The sequence below is a fragment of the Streptomyces sp. NPDC058653 genome, from assembly GCF_042716895.1.
Taxonomy (GTDB): domain Bacteria; phylum Actinomycetota; class Actinomycetes; order Streptomycetales; family Streptomycetaceae; genus Streptomyces.
The window spans coordinates 1-22,484 of record NZ_JBHXRM010000043.1 but is presented as its reverse complement, the minus strand read 5'-3'; the positions used below and the strand labels follow the sequence as shown (position 1 = coordinate 22,484).

Sequence of the window (22,484 nt, the reverse complement as noted above, 5' to 3'; positions counted from 1 at the left end):
GTACCTGTCTGAACGGGGAGAGTGGACATCAATGGCGTTGGAAGACGGACTTGACTGGCTTCTGGAGGATCTGACCGGTCGGGTCGAGCCGATACGGCACGCGCTTGTGCTGTCCAACGACGGGCTGGTGACAGGAGCGAGTTCCGGTCTGGAGCGCGAGGACGCGGAACATCTGGCGGCGGTCTCTTCCGGTCTGCACAGCCTCGCGCGGGGATCCGGGCGGCACTTCAACGCCGGCATGGCGCGGCAGACCATGATCGAGTTCGATGAGGCGCTGCTGTTCGTGACCGCCGCGGGGGACGGCAGTTGCCTGTGCGTGCTGAGCGACGCGGAGGCCGACGTCGGTCAGATCGCGTATGAGATGACTCTGATGGTGAACCGTGTCGGCGAGCATCTCGGCATCGCGGTACGGCAGTCGGCGCCCACGCACTCGACGGTCACGGACGCCTGAGAGACGCCGTCCTGGAGTGCTGCCCGAGATGTTCTGGAGTTGTCCTGGAGTCCGTCCGAGACCCCTGTCTAAGAGCCCTGTCCGAGAGGCTCGGGAGAGTTATCCACAGGGCATGCGGGATTCTTGACCCGGAGATACGGTTGTCACCGAGAGTAGTCAATCGCTCACGGGGGAGACCGTCGATGTCTGTCATGGAAAGCTCGGAGACACTGGCCGCCGGCCGGGCCGCTCTGGAACTGCGCCTGAAGCGGGGCGAGTTCGAGCTGGCGACCCAGTTGGGTCATGTCCGCACGGTCGGTGGGGCCGTAAGTGGCCGCCGGAGGGTGGCGCGCGGGGAGGTCGAGCGGCTTCGGCGGGCGGCGGGCTTTCCGGACGCGCTGCGCGAGCGGGTGCGGACGGTGGGCACGGCCGAGGCGGCGGAGCTGATGGAGATCAGCGTCGGCCGCTTCACCCGGCTCGCGCGTGCGGGGTATCTGGTGCCGGTGCGCTTCTATCTCAATCGCTATCGGGCCGTCGTCTGGCTCTATCTGGCCGAGGAGCTACGGGCGTTCGCGAGCGGTGAACCGGGCCTGCTGACGGGTCGGTTGCCACAGACGCAGTCGCGGACACCAATCGATCCGCCGGACGCCGACGCCGACGCGAACGCCGGGACCGGGGGTGATGGGGCGGAGTCCGGGGCGAAGGCAGGGACGGTGGAGGACTGTCGTCCACGTAACTGGCGGGGCCGCCGGATCGGTCTGCTGCTGCACGAGAGCGACGACCGGTGGGAGCGCGCGGCGATCGTCGCTTCCGTACTCGATCCGATCCAACTTGCCGAGCTTGTGCCGGATCCGTACGAGCGGGCGTGTCTGAACCGGCTCCGGCCCGATCTCGCGCCGGGCCGGCCGGGATCGGAGGCGGGGCGCGAGACCGTACGGCGGTTGCTGACCGCCGACCATCAGGACGAGATCGACTGGCACCGCTCCAGCCTGACCGCGCTGCTGGCCGACGCCCGTCGCGATCGCCAGGCGCCGCGCCCGAGCGGTACGACTCCCCTTGAGGGACGTGCCCCCGAACAGCCACGGGCCACAGAACCGCCATTCGCCGCAGATCCGCCACGGACATCCGTGCCGGAAGTGGCAACGGACCGGGACCCGGCGCCCGGGCAGACACGGACGTCCGTGCCGCTGCGGACAGTTGGACCGGTTCCGCACGGGGGTGGGCGAGGGCGTCCGCTGCTGACCCGGCTGAGGATCAGGCGAAACCGGGGAAGGGAGACCGCGGCCGGGCCCGTCGTCGCCGGAGCGGACAGGCCCTAGCCGGAGGGCCGGGCTATCAGACCCAGCCCAGCCCAGCCCGGCCCGGTCAGGACTCGGCTTCGCCGGTGACCACGGTGAGTTCGGGGGAGAAGCTGCCCCACTCCCCGTCCGGCAGCTTCGCGCGGATCTTCACCTTGTACGAGACGCCGGGCTTCTTGCCGGCGAACACGCTCTCCGTGGTCCTGCCCACCGGGGCCTTGTTGCCCCAGACCAGCGTGGTGGTCAGCTTCCCGTTGAGATGGATCTCGTACGAGGGCACCTCACCCTCGACCTTCGGCGGCAGCCAGGAGATGTCGAGGTAGTACGCGCCCTCCTGGAGGTTCTTGTGCCGTGCGGCCTTGAAGCTGATCGGGGCCGTGTCCGGGTCGTCGCCCGGGCCCTTCGGGGTGCTGATCTCCAGCGGCTTGCTGGCCGGTGAGGTGTTGTCGGCCGCGTCGCGCGCCTGGAGCGTGAACGAGTAGTCGGTGCCCGGGCGTAGCCCGGTGACCTCGGCCTCGGTCGCGTCGCCGCCGACGCTGTGGATCTTCGAGCCGCCCTGGAGGATGTCGTACGAGGTGATGCCCTCGTCCTTGGCCGGTGCGCTCCAGCTGAGCTGGGCGCCCTTCGACCCCTTGTGCTTGCCCCGCAGTTTGACCGGCCGAGTCGGCGCCTTCTTGTCCGCGGCGGTCACCGCGGGCGTGGTGACGGGCTTCTTCTGGCTGTGCGGCGAGACGTTCCCGGCCGCGTCCTTGGCCCGCACGGAGAACGAGTAGGCGGTGGACGGCTTCAGGCCCGTGATGTCGATCATCAGGGTCTCCGGCGGGACGTCCTTGACCTTGTCCTTGCCCCGGTACACCGCGTAGCCGCTGACCGCGACATTGTCCTTGGCCGCTTCCCACATGACGTGTGCGGACAGCGCGCTGCCGGCCTGGACGCTGAGACCGGTCGGCGCCGATGGCGCCTCCGAGTCCTTGTCGTCACCGCCACCGCAGGCGACGAGAGTGAGGGCGGTAGCGGTAACGAGCGCGACCTGGGTGGGGGTCCGTCGCACGATCGTCTCCTCCGTCGAAAGCAAGGGGCAATGGTCTAGACATATATGACACAGTGTCGGGTTCACTTCAAGAGGTGGTGCCTGTCGGAATTCGAAATCGACGCCCGCCGTCGGGTGGCGGAACCGCGCCGGCCGCGCCGCGCGCCGGCCCCTTGGCGCCCGCCCGCGCGCACAATGACCTTGGCCCACCGGACAGCTGAAAGGAACCGAACGTGCGGATCGACCTCACAGGCAGGACCGCTCTGGTCACCGCCTCCACCAACGGGATCGGGGCGGCGATCGCGACCGGACTCGCCCGCGCCGGCGCCCGTGTCGCGGTGAACGGGCGTTCCGAGAAGTCCGTCGCCGCCGCTCTCGAACGCCAGCGTGCCGCGTCTCCCGACGGCGAGTTCGTGGCCGCACCCGGTGACGTCTCCACCGAGGCCGGCGCGGACCAGGTCCTCGAAGCCGTGCCGGAGGTGGACATCCTCATCAACAATCTGGGCGTCTACGGCGTACGGCCCGCGATGGAGATCGACGACGACGAGTGGCGCCGCTACTTCGAGGTCAACGTCCTCTCCGCCGTCCGGCTCACGCGTGGCTGTCTCAGCGGGATGATCGAACGCGGCTGGGGGCGGGTCCAGTACATCGCCAGCGACTCGGCGATCGTCACTCCCGCCGAGATGATCCACTACGGCGTCTCCAAGACCGCGCTGCTCGGAGTCTCCCGGGGCTTCGCGAAGACGGCGTCGGGTACCGGGGTGACCGTGAACTGCGTGATCGCGGGGCCCACCCACACCGGCGGTGTGGAGGACTTCGTCTACGAGCTCGTCGACAAGTCCGTTCCCTGGGAGGAGGCCCAGCACGAGTTCATGGTGAAGCACCGGCCCCAGTCGCTGATTCAGCGGCTGATCGAGCCCGAGGAGATCGCGAACATGGTCGTGTACCTCAGTTCGCCTTTCGCGTCGGCCACGACCGGCGCGGCGGTGCGGGTCGACGGTGGTTACGTGGACTCGATCGTTCCCTGAACTCTGATTGATGACAGGATGGCTGGCTGTGCAGACCAACACACTTGTCGTCCGTCGCGCGACACCCGCCGACGCGTCCGACATCTCCGGACTGTGGCTCAGATCCTTTGCCGCTGCCCTCCCGAGTGTCACCCGGCCCCACAGCGAGCAGCAGGTGCACGCGTGGATCCGGGACATCGTCCTGCCGACCCAGGAGACCTGGGTGGCGACCACCGGGGACATGGTCGTCGGCATGATGGTGATCGAGGGAGGGGACGTCGACCAGCTGTATCTCGATCCGGACCACCGCGGCTGCGGCATCGGCGCACGGCTGCTCGACCTGGCGAAGCGCCGCCGACCGGAGGGGCTGTCGCTCTGGACGTTCCAGGTCAACGGGCCGGCGCGGCGGTTCTACGAGCGCCACGGGTTCGTTCCGGTCGAGAAGACCGACGGTCGGGGCAACGAGGAGAACGAGCCGGACGTCCGCTACAGCTGGCACCCCTGACGGAGGGCGACGGCGACCGGCTCCGGGGTCGCGCACCACGGAGCCGCCCTCCGCCGGGGAGCCGGTGACTCCGCGTCGGCTGACCAAGGGCGAGATCGCGTCACATCTGAGGCGCGGTCGGGCTTCGCGCGGCCTCGGGCCGTCGCGAGTTGCCGGGTACGACCCCCCGGCGTCCGCGCGAGGCGCGACGGACAAGTCCTGCTCATCCCTGTCGAGAGCCGCCACGCGCCGGCCGATCCGGGGGTGAGGGGTCGAAACTGGCCAGTTGGTCTAGACCTTGACAGGTAATGAGGATTCCGGTTTGGTTCCCTCACCCCCATGGCGGCCGTCGCTCACCGACGGCCGCGAAGAAGGAGTGAGTCGTTTGCGTCAGCGAATCCTTGCACTGTTCACCGCCCTGGTCTCGGCCATGGCCCTGGCGGTTCTCCTGCCCGCCTCGACCTCGGCGGCGGCCACCTCGGCCGCCGCGTGCGCCACCGGCTGGAACGCGTCCACCGTCTACTGGGGCGGCGACACCGCGTCGTACAACGGCCGCAACTACACCGCCAAGTGGTGGACCCAGAACGAAAGACCCGGCACGGTCGACGTATGGGCCGACAACGGCGCCTGTGGTGGCGGCGGGACGGACCCCAGTGGCTTCGTGGTCAGCGAGTCGCAGTTCAACCAGATGTTCCCGAGCCGGAATTCCTTCTACACCTACAACGGTCTCAAGGCCGCGCTGAGCGCCTACCCGGCCTTCGCGAACACCGGCAGCGACACCATCAAGCGCCAGGAGGCCGCGGCCTTCCTCGCCAACGTGAGCCACGAGACCGGCGGTCTCGTCCACATCGTCGAGCAGAACACGGCCAACTACCCGCACTACTGCGACACCTCGCAGTCGTACGGCTGTCCGGCCGGCCAGGCCGCGTACTACGGCCGCGGTCCGATCCAGCTCAGCTGGAACTTCAACTACAAGGCCGCCGGTGACGCGCTCGGCATCGACCTGCTGCGCAACCCCTGGCTCGTCCAGAACGACGCGGCCGTCGCCTGGAAGACCGGTCTCTGGTACTGGAACACCCAGAACGGTCCCGGCACCATGACCCCGCACAACGCGATGGTCAACAGCCGTGGCTTCGGTGAGACCATCCGCAGCATCAACGGCAGTCTCGAATGCAACGGCGGCAACCCCGGCCAGGTCCAGAGCCGGATCGCCAAGTACCAGGCGTTCGTCCAGATCCTGGGCACCACGCCCGGTGGCAACCTCAGCTGCTGACCCCCCGGCTTCACTACGACAATCGGATGTAGTTCAGAGAACCCTTCTGCGACCTCCTCGTTGACTGGTTCGGGGCAGAGAGCCATCTGCCCCGAACCGATCAGTGTCCGTACCCCGCCGCATCCGTGCGGCGGGGTACGGCCGACGAGTGGAGGCTCGCCATGGCAGGCGGTACCAAGCTGGAGCCGGGGCCCGACCTCGGGGCACGGCCCACGGAGGCTCTGGCCCTTGTGCCACCTCGGTCGCACCGGCCCCCCGAACCCCCCGGCGCCGGGACCGACGCCGTCGCGTCCACCGGAGTGACCACCCCTCCGCCCGCGCCGTCACCGTCACCTACGTCACTCCCCGCGGAACCAACGCCCGGCCGCACCCGACGTCTCTTCCTGCGCGCGATGTTCGCCCTCGGGGTGATCGGCGGTACGGCGGCGGCTCTGACGCCCATTCTTCGGACCGGCCCCCGCAAGCCGGCCCCGCCCGGCGCGGGTGCGGACGCGGCGGGCCCGCCGGCGGCGGAGCTCTTCGACGAGATGTACGGGGGCCGGCACATCAAGGGAACGGAAGCCGGAGTCACTATCGACGGTCGGCCCCTGCACATGATGCGTCGCGCCGACGGGAGTTACGTCAGTGTCGTCAACCATTTCGAGTCGTTCCCGACCGCCCTCGCGACCGCCCGCGCGGCGGTGGACGACCTCGGCGCCACCCGCCTCGCGCTCGCCGGCCCGGCACTTCACTGACGCAGGGGAGGACCCTCCACGGTGCACATCAGAAAGAATCAGCGGAATCTCACCAGCGCGGAGAAGAAGCGCTTCGTCACCACGCTCCTGGAGCTCAAACGCCAGGGCGGTTACGACGAGTTCGTCCGTCAGCATGTCCGGTACTACCGGGCCGACGGAGACGACGGACCGAGGACCGGCCACATGGCGCCGTCGTTCCTGCCGTGGCACCGCAAGTATCTGCTGGAGTTCGAGCGGGCGCTCCAGCGCATCGACCCCAAGGTGACGGTGCCGTACTGGGACTGGACCACCGACAACACGCCGGCCGCCTCCCTCTGGTCGGAGGACTTCCTCGGCGGTGACGGCCGTTCGGCCGACGGGCAGGTCATGACGGGGGCGTTCGCCTACGAGGCGGGCAACTGGACCATCAACGACGGGGTGCTGGAGCGCAAGTTCCTCGTCCGCGCCTTCGGCCGCCCCACCTCCCCGATCGCGCTGCCCACGAAGGACGAACTGGCCTGGGCGATGAACGAGTCCGTCTACGACGCCGCTCCCTGGGACTCCACGGTCACCCGCGGTTTCCGTAACCGCCTCGAAGGCTGGACGGCCGGCAGCGACAAGACACGGTGGCGCAATCACAACCGTGTCCATCGCTGGGTCGGCGGTCAGATGCTGGGCGCGACCGCGCCCCACGACCCGGTCTTCTGGCTCCACCACGCCTTCGTCGACCTGCTCTGGGACCGCTGGCAGCACAAGCACCCCAAGGCGACCTATCTGCCGCGCCGGAAGCTGGACGCAGACGATCCGCAGTCGGGCCGGGCCATCAGCCTGGACGAGCCGATGCCGCCGTGGCGGACGAAGCCGTCGGAGCTGCTCGGCCACAAGAGTCTGTACCGCTACGAATCCTGAGCCGTGCCACTCGGCGCGGCCCGGGGACTCACGCTTGACCTCGACCCCACGCGCAACGGCCTCCCGCATCGTATGCGGGAGGCCGTTGTCCCATGCCTCAGTCAAGAACCCGCGTCAGGGACGCGCGTCGACGACGTACATCCCGGTGCCGGAGGCTCAGCGGCCGTAGCCGCCGCCGTGGTGCTTGCCGTCGGCGTTGACGCAGGTGTTGCCGAACGCCGGGTTGAGCAGACCGATCACGTCGACGGTGTTGCCGCAGAGGTTGACCGGGATGTGCACGGGCACCTGGATCAGGTTGCCGGAAAGGACTCCGGGCGAACCGACGGCCGCCGCCTCGGCGCCGGCGTCGGCAGCGGCCATACCGGCACCGCCGGCCAGCACGGCGCCCGTGCCGGCGAGAACAGCAGCTGCCTTCGCGATACGCGACATCAAGTTTCTCCTTGAACGTTTCGAGCCCAGCCGCACGATGCGCGGCCTTCACGCACGTTCAACGCGCAAACTCACCCTCGGTAACGAAATTGATCCAATTGGTGAGAGACGGGCATGTGACAAAGGGGTGCACGCGTGTTTACCCTCGGGGTGAACGCTTGTGCACCCCCCATCGGCGGATCCACGGAGAGCAGATGCCCGCAGCGCACATACCGGGGCCGACCCCGGAGCTGGCCCCGGAGTCAGCCCCGGACCCGGCCCCGGAGTCAGGTTCGCGATCAAGGTCGGGGAGCAGCCGCTTCCTCGTCGCCGTCCTGGCCTTCTGCGGTGTCGTGGTCGCCGTGATGCAGACGCTCGTCGTGCCCCTGCTCCCGCACGTCCCCTCCCTGACCGGCAGCACCCCGGCGGCGGCGAGCTGGCTCGTCACGATCACCCTGCTGACGGGTGCGGTCTTCACGCCCGTACTCGGCCGCGTCGGCGACATGTACGGGAAGCGGAGAGTCCTCGTCGCCTCGCTCGGTGTGCTCGTCGTCGGTTCGGTCATGTGCGCCCTCAGCTCCCAGATCGGTGTGCTGATCGCGGGAAGGGCGCTCCAGGGCGCGGCGCTCGCCGTCGTACCGCTCGGCATCAGCATCATGCGCGACGAACTCCCGCCCGCGCGGCTGCTGTCCTCCGTCGCCCTGATGAGCTCGACCCTCGGGATCGGCGCGGCCGTCGGACTGCCGGTGGCCGCACTCGTCGTCCAGAACTTCGACTGGCACACCATGTTCTGGGCCTCCGGTGTCCTCGGGCTGATCGACATCCTGCTCGTCCTGTGGTTCGTCCCGGAGTCGCCCCTCCGCTCCCGAGGCCGGTTCGACGCCGTCGGCACGCTCGGTCTCTCCGTCACGCTCGTCAGCCTGCTGCTCGCCGTCACCCAGGGGGCGGGCTGGGGCTGGACCTCCCCACGCACCCTCGGCCTGCTCGTGCTCGCGCTCGTCGTCGGTCTGCTCTGGGGCGCGTACGAGCTGCGCACCACGTCCCCGATGGTCGATCTGCGGGTGTCCGCGCGCCCCGCCGTGCTGCTGACGAACATCGCCGCCCTGCTCATCGGCTTCGCCTTCTACGCGAACTCCCTGGTGACCGCCCAGATGGTGCAGGAGCCCACCAGCACCGGCTACGGACTGGGCGCGTCGATAGTCGTGGGCGGGCTCTGCCTGCTGCCCGGCGGGCTGGCGATGGTGGCGCTGTCGCCGGTGTCCGCGAGGATCTCCGCGAAGTACGGCCCCAGGACGGCCCTGGCGCTCGCCGCCGCCGTGATGGCCGTCGGGTACGTGGTGCGCTTCTTCACCAGTCACAGTCTGTGGCCGATCATCGGCGGCGCGACCGTCGTGGCGGCCGGTACCGCCATCGCCTACTCGGCCCTGCCGGCCCTGGTCATGCGCTCGGTGCCCCCGGGCGAGACCGGTGCGGCCAACGGCCTCAACACCCTGATGCGCTCCGTCGGACAGGCCTTCTGCAGCGCGGTGGTCGCCGCCGTCCTCGCCAACATCACCTTCCGGGCCGGGGGCCGTACCGCACCCACCCTCCACGCGTATCTGCTGGTCTTCCTCATCGCCGCGGGCGCGGCGCTGCTCGCTTTGGCGGTCACCCTGTGCCTGCCGGGCCGTGCCTCGGCGGCCAAGGCGGGTACGGTCGGGAAGGAGCAGGCCGCACGCCGCAGATTCGCCGAGGAGGGCGCATGACGACCGGACATGCCGCCGCGGCCGACGAGGCGACGGACGAGGCGACGGACGCGACGACGGGCGAGGTGCCGGACGAGGTCTCGGGCGAGGTCTCGGACGAGGCGAGCCGCGAAGCCGCCGACGAGGCGAGCGACGCGGACACCGCCCCCGGTGCCGCCCAGGACACAGCCCCCCGCGCCGAATCCGGCGCCGACCCCGGCACCGGTCGTTTCGCGATTCTGCGGGCCGCCCGCCGCGCGTTCACCCAGCGCCCGTACGCCGAGGTGACCATGCGCGGCATCGCCGCCGACGCCGGTGTCAGCGCCTCGCTCATCGTCAAACGCTTCGGCACCAAGGAGCGGCTCTTCAACACCGTCGCCGACTTCGGCCCGGCCGCCGACAGACTCTTCGCCGTGCCGCCCGAGGACCTCGGCCGCCACCTCGTGCTGACCGTCGTCCGGCTGCGCCGCGAGAACCTCTCCGACCCCCTGCTCCGCGTCGTCTTCTCCCTCGGCAACATGGACGAGCGGACCCTGCTGCGGGAGCGCTTCCGCGAGCAGGTCACCGCCCGGCTGGCCGGTCTCGTCGAGGGGCCGCAGAAGGAGCTGCGGGCGGAGCTGATCACCGGCCAGCTCCTGGGACTCGGCGCGACACTCAGCCTCCACCGCCCCGGCGGCGCCGGCGAGCTCGCCACCGCCGAACAGCTCGCGGACCTCTACGCCCCCGCTCTCCAGCTGTTGATCACCGGGCATCCCGACCACTCCGACGGCGCCCGGCCCGCCGCGGAGCCCGGGGAAGCGGATCGCTGAGCGGTCGCGGAACCTCGCGGTGCCTCGTACCGTTTCGTACCGACCCCCACAGTCCGCTTGCGGTTCATATGGGTGATGCGCGCACAATTGATACCAGAAGCCGCAGAACGCAGCCGACCCGCCGACCCCGCGACTGGGAATGAGGGGCCCGTGAGTGCCGATCAGCCGCCCGGCCCTCCTCCTCCCGGGTCCACCGACCCGTCCGAACCGGACTGGCCGGCCGACCCGGGTCTCACCCTCGCGATCAACCGCATGGGCAGCTTCGACATCGACCTGCACAGCAGGGCGATGCATCTGGACCCCGGTGCGCTGGAGGTGTTCGACCTGCGCCCCGACGAGTACGACGGCGACATGGCCGTCGCCAACCGGGTGCCCCCCGAGGAGCTGGAGCGCCTGGACACGCTGATCGCTCCGTCACTGAGGGGCGGCAAGGACGTCTACGGGGCGTACTTCCAGATCCACTGCCGCGACGGCACGCCCCGCTGGCTGCATACGCAGGGCCATGTCCTGCGCAACGCGGATCGGGTCGCGTACCGGGTCATCGGCATAGTGCGCGATGCCACCAGGGAGCTGGACGACGCCGCGAAGCGCATCGAGCTGGTCGAGACCCGTCGCCGCCTCACCGGAATGGTCCGCCGGGTCACCGCCCTGCTGGCGCGCGCGACGACCGTCAGCGACGTCACCGACGCGCTGAAGGACAGCGAGGCGCTCAGCAATCTCGGTGCGGTCAGCGTGACGCTCGGCATCGTCGACAAGGGGCGCGTCCATCTCGTCAGCGAGGGGCGCATCGGACTGTACGTCCCGGAGCTCCAGTACACGCGGGTCGACGGACAGTTCCCGATGAGCGAGGCGGTCCGTACGCTGCGTCCGCGCTACATCACCTCGCGCGACGAGTTCAAGCGCGACTTCCCTCCGCTCTGGGAGCACATCGAGCACCTTCCGGTTGCCTCGGGCGCCTACCTCCCGCTGATCGTCCAGGGCAGACCCATCGGCGTGCTCGGCATGCTCTACTCCCGGCACGGGGGCTTCACCGGCGAGGAGCGCAACCTTCTCATCACGCTGAGCAGCAGCATCGCCCAGAGTCTCCAGCGCGCGATGCTCTTCGAGCAGGAGCACGACCTCGCCGAGACCCTTCAGCAGGCCATGCTGCCGCACCACATCCCCGAGGTCCCCGGCTCGCGGATCGCGGTCCGGTACCGCGCGGCCAGGGCCGGGCGTGACGTCGGCGGGGACTGGTACGACGTGATCCCGCTGCCCGGCGACCGGGTGGGCCTGATGATCGGTGACGTCCAGGGCCACGACACGGACGCGGCGGCCGTGATGGGCCAGCTCAGGATCGTGCTCTGGGCGTACATCACCGAGCAGCACTCGCCCGCCACCGCGATGGCCCGCGCCTCCACCTTCCTCCACGAGCTGGACACCGAGCGCTTCGCGACCTGTACGTACGTGGAGGTCGACCTGTCGACAGGAACACTCCAGATCGTCCGGGCCGGACACCTGGAACCGATGGTGCGCCTCGGCGACGGCAGGTGCGTCACCCTCGACACCAAGGGAGGTCTGCCTCTCGGGGTCGCCGACGGTGCCGGCAGGCGCGGGGCGGCCGACTACCCGGTCACGCGGGCGAGCCTCCATCCCGGAGAAACCTTCCTCATCTACACCGACGGTCTGGTCGAGCGGCCCCCGGCCGCGCTCGACACGGGCCTCGACCGGCTGGCGCGGGCCGTGCGGGACGGACCGGACGACATCGAGGAACTGGCCGACCACCTGGGCGACATGGTGGGGGAGCACGGCGGCGGTGACGACATGGCCCTGCTGCTCATGAGCTGGACCCCGCGGGGAACGGCGTACGACCAGAAGGCGACGAGCGCACCGTAGGGGACCGCCGGACGCGCGACACGTGAGGGCCCGCCATGACATCAGGGCGGCCCTCGCACTCTTCTGACGCATCATCAATTACGTGAGTGGGCACGCCCGCACCCCCGAGGGCGGCCCCATGTCACTTCCACGGTGCCCCGTGTTCGCCCCGACGTGTCCGCGAACCTCTGGCGAACCGGGGCACACACGGCGATGCTGGGCGGCTGACAGCGCTTACCACCAGCGCCAACCCCCCGTACAACAGGAGAACTTGTGGGTCCAGGCACTGCCCGCCGATCCGTCGTGCTGCTCGCGGCGGTCACCGCGCTGACGACGGGAGCCATCACCCCGTCCGTCGCCGACTCCACCCCCGATCCTCGTCCCCGCAACGCCGCCGAGGTACTGCGACCCGTCGCGCCACCACCGGCCAGCAGACCCGCGGGCGCACCCAGATCCGTCGTCGACGGCGACGGCATCGAGACGGCGCGCAGCTCCCGGCCCGTCGCGCCGGGCGTCAGCCTCACCTCGTACGACCGTCTCGAATCCGACAAGTGGCTGCGCGTCGACTCGCTCTCGGTCGACCTCGACGGCGGCGGCGTCCGGGCCGACTACCTCTCGTCGGGCAAGGTCGCCGACCGCCGCAGCGTCTCCGAACTGGCCGCCCGGCACGACCCCGGCAAGGGCCGCCGTACCGTCGCCGCCATCAACGCCGACTTCTTCGACATCAACGAGACCGGCGCGCCGCAGGGCCCCGGCATCAAGGACGGCGCGCTCACCCAGTCGCCCGCCGCCGGCGCCAACCGTGCCATCGGTATCGGCCCCGAGAACGCCGGGCGTGTCCTGGAGCTCTACTTCGACGGCACCCTGACGCTGCCGAGCGGCACGCGGCCCCTCGCCGCGTACAACGCCGCGAACGTACCCGCCGGCGGCGTCGGCGCCTACAACGCCGCCTGGGGCCAGGCCAACCGCGCCCTCACCGTGGACACCGCGACACCGGTCGCCGAGGTGGCGGTACGGGACGGCAAGGTCGTCACCGTCTCCGACAAGCCGGGCACCGGCCCGATCGAGCCCGGCACCACCGTCCTGGTCGGCCGGGAGGCCGGCGCCGTACAGCTGGCGGCGCTGCGCCCCGGCGACCCGGTGACCATGGAGTACAGCCCGCGCACCAACGGCGGCCCCGTGCCGCGCACCGCGGTCGGCGGACGTGAACTCCTCGTCGTCGACGGAGTGGCGCGGAACCACGAGGGCCAGGGCAACAACACCGCCGCTCCCCGCACCGCCGTCGGCTTCTCCAAGGACGGCGGCGAGATGCGCGTGATCACCGTCGACGGCCGGCAGGCCGACAGCGGCGGCGTCACCCTCACCGAGCTGGCCGTGATGATGAAGGAGGCCGGCGCGTACAACGCGCTCAACCTCGACGGCGGCGGCTCCTCCACGCTCGTCGCCCGCGAACCGGGCAGCGACGCCCTCCAGGTGGAGAACGCCCCGTCGGACGGCAGCGAGCGCACCGTCCCCAACGGCCTCGCCCTCACCGCGCCCGACGGCAGCGGACGCCTCGACGGTTTCTGGGTCGAGACCCGTACGCCCGCCGGAGCGGCGCCCGGCGACGACCCCGTCAAGGGCGGCCACCCCGAACGCGTCTTCCCCGGACTGACCCGCGCCCTCACCGCCGCGGGACACGACGAGACGTACGGCCCAGCCAAGGGCGAGCCGCGCTGGCGGACCGAACGCCCCTCGGTCGGCCGGGTCGACGACGACGGGCTGTTCACCGCCCGCCGCAGCGGCACGACCGAGGTCCACGCGGAACGCGGACGCGCCGACGGCTCCGTCGAGTTGACGGTCCTCGACGACCTCGCGCGGATCACGCCGACCACCACACGCGTCGGCCTCGCCGACTCCGAGGCGACCGGCACCTTCGGCATCGTCGGCTCCGACGAGCACGGCGCCACCGCCCCCGTCGAGCCGCGCGACGTGACACTCACCTACGACCGCGCCCTCTTCGCCATCGCCGACGACGGCAAGGGCTCCTTCTCCGTGACCTCGAAGACCGGGAGCGGCGGCGGACTCGTCACGGCGAAGGCCGGTGGCGTCACCACCGCGCTCGCGGTGAGCGTCGGGCTTCAGGAGCAGCCGGTCTCGGCCTTCGACGACGCGGCGAACTGGAAGTTCAGCCACGCCCGCGCCGCAGGTTCGGTCGCGGCGACACCCGAGGGCCAGAGCGGAACCGGTCTGACGCTCACGTACGACTTCGGACTCTCGACCGCGACCCGCGCCGCGTACGCGAGCCCGCCGCAGCCGATCCCCGTGCCGGGCCAGCCCCAGTCCTTCACTCTCTGGATCAAGGGCGACGGCAAGGGGTCCTGGCCGACGCTGCACCTCAAGGACGCCGCGGGATCGGACCAGTTGCTCCGCGGACCGTACGTCACCTGGACCGGCTGGCGGCAGGTGACCTTCGCGGTCCCGCAGGGCGCCGCGATGCCGCTGTCCGTCTTCCGCTTCTATCTCGCGGAGACCGCCGCCGACAAGCAGTACACCGGTGAGATCGTCATCGACGGACTGACGGCACAGGTGCCGCCCACCGTCGACGTGCCCGAACAGCGCCCCGCCGCCGACCCGTTGATCGACTCCGCCGCCGAGACCGAGGGCCGGGACTGGCAGTTCGCCGTCATGTCCGACGCCCAGTTCGTGGCGCGCGAGCCGGACAGCGCGATCGTGCGGCAGGCCCGGCGCACGCTGCGCGAGATCAAGGCGGCGGAGCCCGACTTCCTGATCGTCAACGGCGACCTGGTCGACGAGGGTTCGCCCGCGGACCTCGCCTTCGCGCGGACTGTGCTCACCGAGGAGCTGGGTGACGAACTGCCCTGGTACTACGTGCCGGGCAACCACGAGGTGATGGGCGGGAAGATCGACAACTTCGTCGGTGAATTCGGCCCCGCGCAGAGGGTGTTCGACCACGGCGGAACGCGCTTCGTCACCCTCGACACCTCCAGCCTCTCCCTGCGCGGCGGCGGCCACGCCCAGATCAAGGCCCTGCGCGCCCAGTTGGACGCGGCGGCCGACGACGCGCGCGTCGGCTCCGTGATGGTCGTCGAGCACGTACCGCCGCGCGACCCCACCGTGCAGAAGGGCAGCCAGCTCGGCGACCGCAAGGAGGCCGCGCTGCTGGAGAGTTGGCTCGGCGACTTCCGCCGTACGACCGGCAAGGGCGCGGGCTTCATCGGCAGCCACGTCGGGGTCTTCCACGCCTCGCGCGTCGACGGCGTGCCGTATCTGATCAACGGCAACTCCGGCAAGAACCCGTCGGCCCCGGTCGACGAGGGCGGGTTCACCGGCTGGTCGCTCGTCGGCGTGGACAAGGTCTCGCGGAGCGAGCAGTCCGAGGCCCGGCGCGAGCCGTGGGAGGGCGGGCCGGACTGGATCTCCGTACAGACGCGTGCGCACACCGACTCGCTGGCGCTCGACGCGCCCGGGACGCTGGCGCCCGGGGACGAGGCGGCGGCCCGGGCGACGGTCACCCAGGGGACCAGGAAGGTGCCCGTCGGCTTCCCGATGAGCGCGGACTGGGCGGGCTCGCCGAACGTCCACATCGGTGACCCGGACCAGGCGAACCGCCGCGACGTGGCGGCGTTCGACCCGGCCACCGGGACGCTCACGGCACTGCGGCGGGGCTCGGCCACGCTCGCGGTGACGGTCGACGGCGTCATGGAGCGCGCCGAGATCCGGATCGCGGCCGGCGGGGCGGCGGCCGTCAGGCCCGCCGCGTAGTACCCCATGAAGCGGGGCCCGCATCCGGCGCTGGGTGCGGGCCCTTCCTCGTTGCCGGGGCCCGGCACCCCCGGATCGTGCGCGCCGCGCCCGACCGCCCGTACCGCGCTCGACCGCCTCTGCCGGGTCCGACCGCCTGTACCGCGCTCGACCGCCTGTGCCGGGTCCGACCGCCTGTACCGCGCTCGACCGCCTGTACCGCGCTCGACCGCCTGTGCCGGGTCCGACCGCCTGTACCGCGCTCGACCGCCTGTGCCGGGTCCCGCGACCGGCAGCGACCATCTACCGGTCGCCGCCGGGATCACCGGAATCGGAGCGGGCCATCCGGCCGACCCGTACCGCGCTCGGCCGCCCGTGCCGGGTCCGACCGCCCGTACCGCGTCCGGACGCCCGTACCGCGGCCGTCCGCGTCAGCCGGGGAGAAACCCGCGTCAGCCCGGGAGCGCGCGGCTGCGTCCGCGGAACTCGGCCAGCACGTCGTCCCCGCGCGTCACCGTGACGTCGTAGATCCCGCCGCGCCCGAGCCTGGACCGCTCCCGCGCCGTCGCCGTCAGGACGTCACCCTCGTGGGCCGGCCGTACGAAGTCGATGTCGGCGCCCGCCGCGACGGTCACCGGGCCATGGCTGTTGCACGCGCACGCGAAGGCGCTGTCGGCGAGGAGGAAGAGATAGCCGCCGTGGGCCGTGCCGTGCCCGTTCACCATGTCCCCGCGCACGCTCATCCGCACAGTCGCCCTGCCCGGACCGGTGTCCACGAGAGCGATGCCGAGAGACCGCGTGGTCGGATCGGCGGCGAAGTACTCCCGGCCCGATCCGGCGGCGGGGGCCGCGTCGCGACCCGGGCGCTCACCTGCGATGTCCATGCGCCCGATCGTACTGCCGGGCCCCGGACGGTCCACCGGGCCCGAGCCCGCCCGCCGGTATGGACCCGGCCGCCGCTCAGGCGCTCCGCAGCGTCGCGCGCACCGGCCCTCCCGGCTGGAGCGTGAGCCCCGTCTTGGGGTGGATCTCACCCGGATCCAGGTCGAGACGGAACCGCTGCGCCAGCGTGGCCAGCACCAGCACGGCCTCCACGGTCGCGAAGCGGGCGCCGAGACAGGCGCGGGCACCGCCCCCGAACGGGAACCACGCGTGGTCCGGCACCGGCGTCGCGTCCTCGTCCCACCGCTCGGGACGGAACGCGTCCGGCTCGGAGAACCACCGCTCGTCCCGCTGCGCGCTCCACTGGCTCGCGTACAGCACCGTCCCCGCCGGGACCCGCCGCCCGCCCAGCGTCGAGCCCTCCTTCGCGATCCCGGTCATCAGCCACACGGGAGGGTAGAGCCGCAGCGTCTCGCGGATGATCTGCTCCGTCCACCGGAGCTCCTTGAAGTCGTCGAAGCCGGGCGTACGGCCCTTCAGGACCTCGTTCAGCTCCTCGGCGAGCCGGTCCCGCGCCCCGGGGTTGCGTGAGAGCAGGTACCAGGCCCAGGTCAACGTCGTACCCGTCGTCTCGTGCCCCCCGATGTACAGCGTGACGGCCTCGTCCCGGATCTCCTTGTCGGTCAGCCGGTCGCCCTGTTCGTCACGGGCGGCGAGCAGTCTGCTCACGAGGTCGTCGCGGTCCGCTCCGTTGCGGTGCCGCTCCTCGGTGACCCGGTTCACCTCGCTGTCGATGACGGCGACGGCCTTTTTGAGCCGCTGCCGTCCCGGCGTCGGGATCCACGGCGGCAGGAACAGCGTGAGGCCCCGGAACTCGTCGCCGATCGCCGCCTGCGCGATGTCCATGGCCGGGCCGATCGTGTCCTCCCGCCCCGCCGTGTCCGTGCCGAAGAGGGTCCGTACGGCGATGCGCTGCGTCAGGCCCAGCATGTCCCGCCGTACGTCGACGCGCCGGCCCGGCTCCCAGGTGTCGGCCAGCGATGTCGCGCAGTCCGTCATGGTGCTCGCGTACGCGCGGACCTGGCGGGGCCGGACCACGGGCTGGACCAGCGCGCGCTTACGGCGCCACGCGGAGCCCTCGGAGGTGACCACGCCCTCGCCGAGCACCAGCTTGAAGGCCCAGCCGAGCTCCGGGTGGCGGTAGTCCGTCTCGATCCCGGTGAGCAGCTCCCCGATGTGCTCCGGCCGGGAGAGGAACAGCGCGCGCTGCGGGCCCATCCGCCAGGAGACGACATCGCCATGGCCGCGCAGCGTGCGGAAGAAGCCGAGGGGGTCGCGCGAGAAGGCCGGCAGATTGCCGATCAGCGGCAGTTGCCTGGGGCCGGGGACCGGCGTGACGGGAAGGTGCGGTGCGGGCGTGTCATGGCCGGTCGGGGAAGACGTACCGGTGCTCATCTGAAGTCCTTGGAACTGGGGGGAGGCGCACTGATGTCCGTACGGCTGTCAGCCAAGCCGCCACGGGCGGCGGGCGCCAGACGACATTCGGCCCAGTGATCGCGCGGTCACCGGGCCGAACGCGGTGAGGGCAGCCGTTCCGCGCGCCACCGGACGGTGACGCGCGGAACGACTGCCCTCGGACGGTTCCTCCGGACTCAGCTCACGGGGGTCGGCGACGGCTTGTCGCCGTCCGCCACGGCCTGCCTGGCCTCCTCGGCGAGCCGTTCCATACCGCTGGTCGTCTTCAGCGGCTTCTCCTTGATGAACACCACGACCACCAGGGCGAGCGCGGCGAACGGGGCGGCCACCAGGAACAGGTCCGCGGTCGCCAGACCGTACGCGTGCTCCACGATCTCCCGCATCGGCGCGGGGAGCTTCGTCACATCCGGGACGGAATCGCTCGATCCGCCGGACGCGGCACCCTCCGTACCCAGACTCTTGGCCAGCTCCGAGGCCACCCGATTGGCGAGAATCGCGCCCAGGACGCTGGTGCCGATCGTGCCGCCCATGCTGCGGAAGAACGACAGCACGGAGGTGGCGGCGCCCAACTCGGAGGCGGGGACGTCGTTCTGGGCCGCGAGGACCAGGTTCTGCATCAGCAGACCGACACCGATACCGAGAACGGTCATGTAGAGGCTGAGCAGCCCGAAGCCGGTGTTGGCGTCGATGGTCGACAGCAGGGCGAGTCCGGCGGTCATGGTGACGCCGCCCGCGATCAGATACACCTTCCATCGGCCGGTGGCGCTGATGATCTGGCCCGCGACGGTGGACGACACGAGCAGACCCAGGATCATCGGCAGCCCCATCAGCCCCGCGACGGTGGGCGACTTGCCGAGGGCGATCTGGAAGTACTGCGAGAGGAAGACGGTGCCGCCGAACATCGCGACACCGACGAGCAGGCTCGCCACGGTGGTCAGCGTGACGGTGCGGTTGCGGAAGATGGTGAGCGGGATGATCGGTTCCGGCACCCGCGCCTCCACATAGACCGCGGCGACGAGCAGCAGCACACCACCGCCGGTCAGCGCGGCCGTCTGCCAGGACGCCCAGTCGAACTGGTTGCCCGCCAGAGAGGTCCAGATGAGGATCGCCGACACACCGGAGACGATCAGGAACGCGCCCAGGTAGTCGATCTTCACGTCCCTGCGGACGGTGGGCAGGTGCAGCGTGCGCTGGAGCAGCGCGATCGCGATCAGCGCGAACGGCACCCCGATGAAGAAGCACCAGCGCCAGCCGAGCCACGACGTGTCGACCATGACGCCGCCGACGAGCGGTCCGGCGACGGTGCCGACCGCGAACACCGCGCCGAACATGCCGGCGTACTTGCCCAGCCGGCGCGGCGGGATGACCGCCGCCATCACGACCTGCGCGAGCGCGGTCAGACCACCGGCGCCGATGCCCTGCATCACACGGCTGAAGATGAGCAGCTCGACGCCCTGCGAGAAGCCGGCCAGCAGCGAGCCGACGACGAACATGCCGAGCGAGAGCTGGAGCAGCAGCTTCTGGTTGTAGAGGTCGGAGAGCTTGCCCCACAGAGGCACCGTCGCGGTCATCGCGAGCAGTTCGGACGTGATGACCCAGGTGTACGCGGACTGGCTCGCGCCCAGGTCGGCGACGATGCGCGGCAGCGCGTTGGCCACCACGGTGCCCGCCAGGATGGCGACGAACATGCCGGCCATAAGCCCCGACATGGCCTGGAGTATCTGTCGGTTGGTCATGGAGGTGGGCGCCTGGTCGGGCGCCTCGATTGCGGTCAAGGTGGCCTTCTTACGATTCCGTGGAACGGCCGCCGGACGGACGGTCGTCGGTCTCTGCGGGCGGCTGGGGCAGCCCGGCGGACAGGTGGGTGAAGACGTCCCGGAAGATGTCCGGGAACGTCATCGGCGGGGAGTGGGCGTACCAGTGCTCGATGGCGACGCGTACGGCCGTGCCGGCGACGGCCGCGAGCAGCCGGGGGTACAGCTCGATGTCGGCGTCGTCACAGGGCTTGCCGTCGGCGCCCGCGTCGTCGCCCGCCGCGTCTTCCGCCCCGGCCCCGGTTTCGGCCCCGGCCCCGGCTTCGGTACGGGCGTCGGCCCCCGCCACGGTCCGCGTACCGGTCCTGGTATCCCGGCCCTCCTCCGGCCCGGTGCGGGAGGCGAGCCGGCAGGCGATCGTCCGGGCCAGACCGCGCTCCTCGGCCATGTGCAGGCCGAGGCCCCGGGCCAGCAGGTGCGGGGACTTCTGGAGCACCTTGGCGCGCAGGCTCCACAGCTCGTGCTGCCGCTCGACGTCGGCCAGCTCGCCGGCCATGGCCTCGCGTACCGCCTCCAGGGGAGGCAGCTCGGCGGGCGCGTCCCGGATCGCGCGCCGGATCCGCTCCCCGACCTCGGGGTCGGTCATGACGAAGGCGTCGTCGTGGGTGTCGAAGTAGTTGAAGAACGTTCGCGGGGAGACACCGGCGGCCTTGCTGATGGCCTCGACGGTGACGTTCTCCGCCCCGTGCTCGGCGGCAAGGCGTACGGCGGCCTCGGCCAGCGCCGCACGCGTGGCCTGTTTCTTGCGCTCCCGGAGACCCGCTCCGGCGCCCTTGCTCATCACACTTTGCATGGTATGCAAATATGCAGACCCTGCAAAATTATTACCCGCCGGGTCGCACGGGGTATTCGTCGCAGCCGTGTCCGCGCTGTTCAGAAAGTGTTTGCGGTCACTTGTTCGTGCGGTGTATGAAGCGCAATTCGCGCGCAGGCTACACTTACCCTCAGGAGGCCCCAGCCCCTGACTACCCGCTGCCCCATGAGTGTGGGCAGCAGCACTGGTCCTCGGTGAGGATGTCAGCGGCATTCGCAGCGGCCATACCCAGTTGTCGCATCGCCGGAGTGGTCCACTTCCGACCCGCACGCAGCCATCGGGCTGTGTGCCGCAGTTGCCCACCCGTCCACGACCGGCAGCGACGTCCCCCTGGGCTCGTGTTCCTCACCAGCCACCCTGCCTGCCGAGCCGTCATACACCGGCACACGGTCGTGACACATTCGAAAGGCGTGGCCGCATGTCAGTCAACACCGCCAGTACCGTGGAGGATTCCGCGGTACTGGAACCGGGCGCCGATTTCGCGGGTGAGGCCGCGGATCAGGCGTGCAGGGAGACGGGCAGTGATTTCGCCCGGCTCTCCAAGAAGATCACGGCGGCCGGGCTGATGCGCCGCCGCCCCCTGTACTACACCGTGCGTATGGGCATCATCGCCGCCCTGTTCGCGGGCGGTTGGGTCGCTTTCGCGCTCGTCGGCGACAGCTGGTGGACGCTCGCCGTCGCCGCTTTCCTCGCCGTGGTATTCGGCCAAGTCGCCCTCGTCGCCCACGATGTGGGTCACCGTCAGGTGTTCCGGCTGCGCCAGGCCAGTGTGCGCGCCGGCAAGATCGCCGGGAATCTGGCCATCGGCATGGGTTACGGCTGGTGGCAGGACAAGCACTCACGGCACCACGCCAACCCGAACCACGTCGAGTTGGACCCGGATGTCGTCCCCGACATCCTCGTATGGACGCAGGCGCAGGCCAAGGAGGCCAAGGGGCTTCCCCGCCTCATCGGCCGTTCGCAGGCCTACCTGTTCTTCCCGCTGCTCACGCTCGAGGGCTTCAATCTGCATGTCGCCGGTGTACGCGCGCTGGCCAACCGCTCGCTGAAGCAGCGGACTTCGGAGGGCATCCTGCTCTTCACGCACTTCGCGGTCTACCTCGGCGCCCTGTTCGTGGTCCTGCCGCCGGGCAAGGCGATCGCCTTCCTCGCCGTGCACCAGTGCCTGTTCGGTCTCTACCTGGGCTCGATCTTCGCGCCGAACCACAAGGGAATGCCCACCCTGTCCGGCGACGACCGCCCGGACTTCCTGCGGCGCCAGGTCCTCACCTCCCGCAATGTGCGCGGCGGTTGGTTCACCGACACCGCGCTCGGCGGGCTCAACTACCAGATCGAGCACCACCTCTTCCCGAACATGCCGTCCCCGCATCTGCGCCACGCGCAGCCGATCGTCCGGCAGCACTGCGAGGAACTGGGCGTCAGCTATCTGGAGACCAGCCTGATCACCTCGTACAGCCAGGCCCTGCGGAGCCTGCACGACGCGGGCGCCCCGATCAGGGCGACGGCGACGACCGAGGCGCGGCCGGAGTCCGAGGCCGGGCCCGAGTCGGAGATGAAGGCCGACGCGAAGGCCGACGTCAAGGTGGAGGCCTAGGCCCTCGGGTCCGGACCTGTCGTGAGATGCGCGACGTTGGACTGCTCGCCGTAGACGAAGGCGCGCACGCGGTACAACGCCCGCTTCTCCTCCGGCAGGGTGATCAGCCCGAACGAGTTGATGTCGGGATCCAGTAGTGGGGGGGGGGGGGGGGCCGGGGTGCCCGGGGGGGGGCCCAGGCACCCGCAAGACAGCGAGCGCGAGCGGCCCGCCCACCCCGA

At 70.6% G+C, this 22,484-nt stretch carries 18 protein-coding genes; 12 read left to right on the top strand and 6 right to left on the bottom strand.

The features are described 5' to 3' along the window. The first annotated feature begins 31 nt into the window (after nucleotides 1-31). On the top strand, nucleotides 32-451 hold the full coding sequence (locus ACFWU9_RS29075) for a roadblock/LC7 domain-containing protein (protein WP_384323603.1): 420 nt from the start codon (nucleotides 32-34) through the stop codon (nucleotides 449-451). A gap of 182 nt (nucleotides 452-633) precedes the next feature. After that, nucleotides 634-1,749: a DUF6397 family protein gene (locus tag ACFWU9_RS29070; protein ID WP_384323602.1), complete on the top strand. Its 1,116-nt coding sequence runs from the start codon at nucleotides 634-636 to the stop codon at nucleotides 1,747-1,749. A gap of 46 nt (nucleotides 1,750-1,795) precedes the next feature. Here the strand turns inward: ACFWU9_RS29070 and ACFWU9_RS29065 are convergent, their stop codons facing one another. Further along, the gene (locus ACFWU9_RS29065; RefSeq protein ID WP_384323600.1) at nucleotides 1,796-2,779 is read right to left on the bottom strand and encodes a fibronectin type III domain-containing protein; all 984 of its coding nucleotides are present in this window, start codon (nucleotides 2,777-2,779) and stop codon (nucleotides 1,796-1,798) included. Between the two features lie 212 nt (nucleotides 2,780-2,991). On the opposite strand from ACFWU9_RS29065, the gene ACFWU9_RS29060 reads away from it, so the two are divergent. From ACFWU9_RS29060 to ACFWU9_RS29040, 5 genes are all read left to right on the top strand, one after another. Beyond that, entirely contained in the window at nucleotides 2,992-3,786 is a 795-nt protein-coding gene (locus ACFWU9_RS29060; RefSeq protein WP_384323598.1) for an SDR family NAD(P)-dependent oxidoreductase, read from the top strand. A gap of 28 nt (nucleotides 3,787-3,814) precedes the next feature. Further along, nucleotides 3,815-4,270, top strand: coding sequence for a GNAT family N-acetyltransferase (locus ACFWU9_RS29055; RefSeq protein WP_384323595.1), 456 nt, complete (start codon nucleotides 3,815-3,817; stop codon nucleotides 4,268-4,270). A 409-nt stretch (nucleotides 4,271-4,679) separates the two neighbouring features. Further along, nucleotides 4,680-5,522, top strand: a complete 843-nt coding sequence (locus ACFWU9_RS29050; protein WP_384323700.1) for a glycoside hydrolase family 19 protein — start codon at nucleotides 4,680-4,682, stop codon at nucleotides 5,520-5,522. 161 nt (nucleotides 5,523-5,683) lie between these two features. Then, complete coding sequence (locus tag ACFWU9_RS29045) at nucleotides 5,684-6,256, top strand: tyrosinase family oxidase copper chaperone (RefSeq protein ID WP_384323593.1); 573 nt, start codon at nucleotides 5,684-5,686, stop codon at nucleotides 6,254-6,256. 21 nt (nucleotides 6,257-6,277) lie between these two features. Continuing rightward, nucleotides 6,278-7,144 (top strand): tyrosinase family protein, encoded by an 867-nt coding sequence (locus ACFWU9_RS29040; protein WP_384323591.1) that lies wholly within the window; start codon nucleotides 6,278-6,280, stop codon nucleotides 7,142-7,144. A 156-nt stretch (nucleotides 7,145-7,300) separates the two neighbouring features. On the opposite strand, the gene ACFWU9_RS29035 is transcribed toward ACFWU9_RS29040, so the two are convergent. After that, complete coding sequence (locus ACFWU9_RS29035; protein ID WP_384323589.1) at nucleotides 7,301-7,573, bottom strand: chaplin; 273 nt, start codon at nucleotides 7,571-7,573, stop codon at nucleotides 7,301-7,303. Between the two features lie 194 nt (nucleotides 7,574-7,767). On the opposite strand from ACFWU9_RS29035, the gene ACFWU9_RS29030 reads away from it, so the two are divergent. The 4 genes from ACFWU9_RS29030 (at nucleotide 7,768) to ACFWU9_RS29015 (ending at nucleotide 15,704) form a co-directional block, all read left to right on the top strand. Next, nucleotides 7,768-9,297, top strand: coding sequence for an MFS transporter (locus ACFWU9_RS29030; protein ID WP_384323587.1), 1,530 nt, complete (start codon nucleotides 7,768-7,770; stop codon nucleotides 9,295-9,297). Beyond that, nucleotides 9,294-10,085, top strand: coding sequence for a TetR family transcriptional regulator (locus tag ACFWU9_RS29025; protein WP_384323585.1), 792 nt, complete (start codon nucleotides 9,294-9,296; stop codon nucleotides 10,083-10,085). Before ACFWU9_RS29030 ends, ACFWU9_RS29025 begins: the two co-directional genes overlap by 4 nt. Nucleotides 10,086-10,235: 150 nt before the next feature. Then, entirely contained in the window at nucleotides 10,236-11,960 is a 1,725-nt protein-coding gene (locus ACFWU9_RS29020) for a SpoIIE family protein phosphatase (RefSeq protein WP_384323583.1), read from the top strand. Nucleotides 11,961-12,212: 252 nt separating this feature from the next. Then, nucleotides 12,213-15,704, top strand: coding sequence for a phosphodiester glycosidase family protein (locus ACFWU9_RS29015; protein ID WP_384323580.1), 3,492 nt, complete (start codon nucleotides 12,213-12,215; stop codon nucleotides 15,702-15,704). Between the two features lie 431 nt (nucleotides 15,705-16,135). Here the strand turns inward: ACFWU9_RS29015 and paaI are convergent, their stop codons facing one another. The 4 genes from paaI to ACFWU9_RS28995 form a co-directional block, all read right to left on the bottom strand. After that, nucleotides 16,136-16,567, bottom strand: a complete 432-nt coding sequence (paaI, locus tag ACFWU9_RS29010) for a hydroxyphenylacetyl-CoA thioesterase PaaI (RefSeq protein WP_384323578.1) — start codon at nucleotides 16,565-16,567, stop codon at nucleotides 16,136-16,138. Nucleotides 16,568-16,643: 76 nt separating this feature from the next. Further along, entirely contained in the window at nucleotides 16,644-18,020 is a 1,377-nt protein-coding gene (locus ACFWU9_RS29005; RefSeq protein ID WP_384323576.1) for a cytochrome P450, read from the bottom strand. A 197-nt stretch (nucleotides 18,021-18,217) separates the two neighbouring features. Beyond that, nucleotides 18,218-19,777 (bottom strand): MDR family MFS transporter, encoded by a 1,560-nt coding sequence (locus ACFWU9_RS29000; RefSeq protein ID WP_384323698.1) that lies wholly within the window; start codon nucleotides 19,775-19,777, stop codon nucleotides 18,218-18,220. Between the two features lie 49 nt (nucleotides 19,778-19,826). Beyond that, nucleotides 19,827-20,648, bottom strand: a complete 822-nt coding sequence (locus ACFWU9_RS28995; protein WP_384323574.1) for a TetR/AcrR family transcriptional regulator — start codon at nucleotides 20,646-20,648, stop codon at nucleotides 19,827-19,829. 439 nt (nucleotides 20,649-21,087) lie between these two features. On the opposite strand from ACFWU9_RS28995, the gene ACFWU9_RS28990 reads away from it, so the two are divergent. After that, entirely contained in the window at nucleotides 21,088-22,263 is a 1,176-nt protein-coding gene (locus tag ACFWU9_RS28990) for a fatty acid desaturase family protein (protein WP_384323571.1), read from the top strand. Nucleotides 22,264-22,484 lie beyond the last annotated feature (221 nt).